Origin of the sequence: Marinobacter sp., assembly GCF_014859525.1 — a bacterium.
Taxonomy (GTDB): domain Bacteria; phylum Pseudomonadota; class Gammaproteobacteria; order Pseudomonadales; family Oleiphilaceae; genus Marinobacter.
Genome location: NZ_JACUUB010000125.1, coordinates 1 through 4743 on the forward strand (window position 1 = coordinate 1; position 4743 = coordinate 4743).

Genomic DNA, 4743 nt, shown 5'->3' on the forward strand with positions numbered 1-4743 from the left:
CTGGGCCGAAGCCCAGGTTGTCGTTGAGGCTACCGATGGCAGCTACCGTTTCCGCTTTGAATCCTGGGATGGCGAGGAGCCGCGCCGTTTGAATCAGGTACGTCCGGGCGACTACTTCCTGGTGGCGGGCACAGATCTCGATGGTGACGGCATTATCTGCCAGCCCGGTGAGGCCTGCGCCGAGTACCCGATATCGGGTTTACGGGAGGTGATTACGATTGAGGAAGGGCAAAGCCTGTCGGATATCCGGATGACCACCAGTTTTACTCGCCCGACGATTTCTGCGCAAACACCAGACATCTTGCCCAGACCGGGCTTTCGGGGTTACCGTTTGATGTCGCAGGAGCAAAATAAGGCTCCAGGTGATCATCGGCCCAGGACCACACAATGACCCCACGCATTGCCCGTTTCTTGTTTGCACCTCTGACCGCAGCCATATTGACGGCCTGCAGTGCCACCGGTGGAGCGTCCGGTGGCGAGCCACAGGTGCGCCAGGTTACCCAGTCTGCACATTGTGGTCTGACTGGCCCTGGCGTTGCCCTGGTTCGCTCCAGTGCTGAGCTGGAGGCGTTGCTGGACCTGGGGGGGCAGAACATCTCGACGGGCGTTATCCGTCAGGTCAATCTTGAGGAAGAAGCTCTGGTGATCGTCACCCTGGGGCAGAAACCAACGGCCGGTTATGGCGTGGGGCTGGATTCGGCCACGCGTGATAACCACACCCTCAAGCTTGCCATGAAGGTGACGGAGCCGGCGCCCGACATGATGGTGGCGCAAGTGATTACGTCGCCTTGTGTTGTTCTGGCGATCGCGGATGAAGGCTGGCAGCGCCTTGAAGTTTCCGGTCTCACAGAGTCGCCCATCCTGAAAACGGCCGGAAACTGATACTACTTGGCGCCACCACAAAACAACCGTTGATCTTTCGGCCCGAATCCCTAAGCTATGGCTCAGCTTTTACGACCAATTGCGGAGCCATGCCATTCCTATGAGCGAGCAACTTTATAACGCCGATGCCATTGAAGTCCTGACCGGTCTTGATCCGGTGCGCAAGCGCCCGGGGATGTACACGGACACCTCTCGTCCGAACCACCTGGCTCAGGAAGTCATCGACAACAGTGTTGACGAAGCGCTAGCTGGCCATGCCCGCCGAATTGACGTGATCCTGCACAGTGATAATTCCCTGAGCGTGGAAGACGACGGCCGTGGTATGCCCGTTGACATCCACAAAGAAGAGGGAGTGCCGGGAGTCGAGCTGATCCTGTCGCGGCTGCACGCGGGGGGCAAGTTCTCCGAAGGCAACTATAACTTTTCCGGTGGTTTGCACGGTGTTGGTGTCTCTGTGGTTAATGCCTTGTCTCTTCATCTTGAGGTGACGATCAGGCGAAATGGCCAGGTACACCGAATGACGTTTGCCAGCGGTGAGAAAGCCTCTGAGCTTGAAGTGATTGATACCGTTGGCAAGCGCAACACCGGCACTTGCTTAAGGTTCACTCCGGACTCGAAATACTTCGACAGTCCCAACTTTTCCGTTAGCCGTTTGCGTCACAATTTGCGCGCCAAAGCGGTGCTGTGCCCGGGCCTGACGGTGACGTTCGTGCACGAAAAAACCGGCGAGAAGGACGAGTGGTTTTATGAGGACGGCCTGCGGGACTATCTGCGGACCGCTCTGGCCGATATTGAAGCGGTGCCGCTGGAACCGTTCACTGGCAGTCTGACCGGTAATAAAGAAGCGGTAGACTGGGCGATCCAGTGGCTGCCTGAAGGCGGCGATGCGGTGATGGAAAGCTACGTTAACCTGATCCCGACAGCTCAGGGTGGTACCCACGTCAATGGTCTGCGTACCGGTCTGCTGGAAGCCATGCGGGAATTCTGCGAGTTTCGCAGTTTGCTGCCGCGGGGTGTAAAACTGTCGCCCGAGGACATCTGGGAACGGGTGGCCTATGTGTTGTCCTTCAAAATGCAGGAACCCCAGTTTTCCGGCCAAACCAAAGAGCGCTTGTCTTCCCGGGAGGCGGCAGCGTTTGTCTCTGGTGTGGTCAAAGATGCATTCAGTCTTTGGCTGAACCAGCACACTGACATTGCCGAAGTGTTGGCCGAGTTGTTTATCAATAATGCCCAACGCCGGCTGCGCGCCAGCAAAAAAGTCGCTCGCAAGAAGGTCACCTCGGGTCCGGCGTTACCGGGCAAGCTGGCGGATTGTTCGGGCTCCGATACCAATCGCTCAGAACTGTTTCTGGTGGAGGGAGATTCCGCCGGCGGCTCCGCCAAGCAAGCCCGAGATCGGGAGTTTCAGGCGGTGATGCCGCTTCGGGGCAAGATTCTCAATACCTGGGAGGTAGATTCCAGCGAGATACTGGCCTCGCAGGAAGTTCACGACATTGCCGTGGCTATTGGTGTCGACCCTGGCTCGGATGAACTGGCCGGATTACGTTATAACAAAGTCTGCATCCTGGCAGACGCCGATTCTGACGGCCTGCACATCGCCACGTTGTTGTGCGCGCTGTTCGTTAAGCACTTCCGTCCGTTGGTGTCTGCTGGCCATGTGTTTGTGGCCATGCCTCCACTGTACCGGGTGGACCTGGGCAAAGAAACTTTCTACGCCTTGGATGAGCACGAGAGGCAGGGCATTCTTGATCGCCTGGCGGCGGAGAATCGCAAGGGCAAGATCCAGGTCACCCGCTTCAAGGGGTTGGGCGAAATGAACCCGCTACAGCTGCGGGAGACTACCATGGCTCCGGATACTCGTCGTTTGGTGATGTTGACGTTGGAAGAGGGTGATAACACAGACGAGTGCATGGACATGCTGTTGGGTAAAAAGCGGGCGTCTGACCGTAAGGTTTGGCTTGAAGCCTACGGCAACATGGCCGATGTGGCGGTTTGATATTCCCTGCAGTGCTATAAGAATCGTTCTTTATTCTTTCTCAGAATTGGTATGGCTCGTTATCCTGTCGGTTTTATCACCGGATAAACCGAGTTATGGACTGGCAAGGATGGTTTTCCCTGGGATTGGCAGTGGCCGCCCTGGTACTGATGAGTTCTGGTCGATTTGCGCCTCATCTGGTCATGATGGCGGCGCTGGTGGTGTTGAGCGCCAGCGGCATCATTGGTCCCGAACAGGCACTGGCGGGTTTTAGCAATTCCGGCTTGATCACGGTGGTCGCGCTGTTTGTGGTGGCGTCTGGAGTGCATCATTCCGGCGGCGTTGATCTGCTCGTCCGCTATGTTCTGGGAAGTCCTAAATCGGTGCGTGGTGCCCAGGCCCGCATTGCCCTGCCAGTAACTCTTTTAAGCGGCTTTCTGAACAATACTCCGGTGGTTGCCACCATGATCCCGGCGATCCACACCTGGTCCAGAAAAATCGGTATTGCGCCATCAAAGCTGATGATCCCGTTGAGTTATTCGGCCATTCTGGGGGGTACGCTGACTCTGATTGGCACCAGCACCAATCTTGTGGTCAATGGCCAGTACCAGCAGTTAACGGGCACGGATGGTTTTTCTATTTTTGCGATCACCCAGGTGGGCTTACCGGTGGCAATCATCGGGATCTCGGTGATGCTGCTGGTGTTACCGCGAGTATTACCAGATCGCAAAGACCAGCAGAAGTTTGGCTCGGTCAAAGAATTTACGCTTGAAGTCGCGGTGGCATTTGAAGGGCCGTTGGTGGGCAAAAGCGTGGGTGAAGCCGGATTGCGAGAGCTGGACCGCCTCTACCTGGTGGAGATCGAACGCGATGGCAGTGTGGTAACGGCGGTGCCCTCGGAAGAACGTCTACGAGGTGGTGACCGGTTAGTGTTTGCGGGAGACACTCAAGCCATTTCTGACTTGCTGAGAATCAACGGTATTGTGCCTTCGGTGCACGATGATGAGCCGTCCCTGAGCAAAATCCGGGCTGAACGTCGCCTTGTGGAGGCCGTTTTGTCACCCCAGTCGGATGTGCTTGGTCAAACCATACGCGATGCCCGGTTTCGTGACCGTTACGGTGCTGTTGTGCTGGCGGTGGCTCGCGGGGGGGAACGGGTGCCGGGTAATCTGGGCAATATTCGTCTCAAGCCCGGTGATGTGTTGTTGCTGGAGGCTCGCCCGGCGTTTGTTAGCCGGCAGCGTTACAACAAGGATTTTCTGTTAATCAACGATCTGGAAACAGAAGCACCTCGTCACGATCGCGCCGGGTTATCCTGGGGCATTTTGTTTGTGTTGGTAGGTCTGGCCGCTTTTGGTGTTATGACCATGCTCAATGCGGCGCTGGTGGGGGCGTTTCTGATGATTCTGTCCGGGTGCTGCTCCGTTGGCCAGGCTCAGAAGTCCGTTGATGTTCCGGTAATTCTGACCATTGCGGCCTCGTTTGCGCTGGGTGGCGCCCTGGAGCAGACTGGCGCGGCAAGTTATCTGGCCGGTGCCGTGTTCAGCATGAGTAACGGCGACACCTTGCTGGCGCTGTTGCTGGTGTACCTGGTGGTGTCGGTGCTGACCGAAGTGATCACCAATAACGCAGCCGCTGTGTTGATTCTGCCGGTGGTGCTGTCACTGACGGCGGCCATGGGGGTAGATGCCGAGCCCTTTGTGATTGTGGTTATGATGGCGGCCTCGGCCAGTTTTGCAACACCGCTTGGGTATCAGACCAACATGATGGTATTTGGGCCGGGCGGATATCGGTTTGGCGATTTTGTGCGGGTGGGTGTGCCGATGAATCTGTTCATCGGTTTGGTTACCGTTGGCGTGATCTCCATCGTCTACGGCGTTTGATGC

The 4743-nt window shown here is 56.8% G+C and carries 3 protein-coding genes and 1 pseudogene; all 4 read left to right on the plus strand.

Translation table 11 applies throughout. The annotated features are described in order from the left end of the window. A pseudogene (locus IBX51_RS14320) lies at window positions 1–391 on the plus strand (peptidase S8); the annotation flags it as partial. Then, entirely contained in the window at window positions 388–882 is a 495-nt protein-coding gene (locus IBX51_RS14325; protein ID WP_291831976.1) for a protease complex subunit PrcB family protein, read from the plus strand. The pseudogene IBX51_RS14320 and the gene IBX51_RS14325, both read left to right, overlap by 4 nt. Window positions 883–982: 100 nt before the next feature. Further along, window positions 983–2878 carry a DNA topoisomerase IV subunit B gene (gene parE / locus IBX51_RS14330; protein WP_291831977.1) on the plus strand — a complete coding sequence of 632 codons (1896 nt, stop codon included), beginning with the start codon at window positions 983–985 and terminating at the stop codon, window positions 2876–2878. Between the two features lie 95 nt (window positions 2879–2973). Continuing rightward, window positions 2974–4740, plus strand: coding sequence for an SLC13 family permease (locus IBX51_RS14335; RefSeq protein ID WP_291831979.1), 1767 nt, complete (start codon window positions 2974–2976; stop codon window positions 4738–4740). Window positions 4741–4743 lie beyond the last annotated feature (3 nt).